Raw genomic sequence first — 650 nt, forward strand, 5'->3', positions numbered from 1 at the left:
TGTTTCAACAACCGCAATTTCAACGGCAAGGTTAAGTGGAACGACGTCGACTGGAAGAACGTCGACCGCAGCAAGCTCAACATCGACAGAAGTCAGTTGGCGAACGTCGACCGAAACACTATCCGAAACAATCTCCAGGCCAATGGCGCCAACAACCTGCGCAATCGCGCCTCCGAGATCAACCGTGAGCGCGGCGCTGGCGTCGCCAACCGGGCGGACCGCGCAGCCGACGTGCGCAGAAGCACCGCGGAGGGTCTGAAAAACCGCGGCGGTAACGCCGGGCAAGCCGGCCTCAACCGCCCCGGCGGTGGGGTCGCCAACCGGCCAGCGGCAGGAAATCGGCCAGGCGCCGGCGCGGGCGTAAATCGCCCCGGTGGCGGAAACCGGCCGGCGGCCGGCCAGCGGCCCGCGAACGGTAAGCTCGCCGGCAAGGCAGACAACCGCGGCCGCGCAAACGCACTCGGCAACGTCTCGTCGAAGCGCGGTCAGGTCGACGCTTCGAGGCGTGGAGCGCAGAGCCGCGCCAACGCCCAGCGCCCCAACCGTTCCAACGTCCAGCGCTCGCCCAACCGTTCCAACATTCAGCGCGGTGGGGGTGGACGGTCGCAGATGAGCCGTGGCGGTGGCGGACGGCAGCAGATGAGCCGCGG

Annotated in this window: 1 pseudogene; it reads left to right on the plus strand. The window is 67.7% G+C overall.

The window, feature by feature from the left end:
- Positions 1-650: pseudogene (locus IB248_RS30905) on the plus strand (DUF3300 domain-containing protein); the annotation flags it as partial.

The sequence above is a fragment of the Rhizobium sp. RHZ01 genome (assembly GCF_014851595.1).
Taxonomy (GTDB): Bacteria; Pseudomonadota; Alphaproteobacteria; order Rhizobiales; family Rhizobiaceae; genus Rhizobium; species Rhizobium altiplani.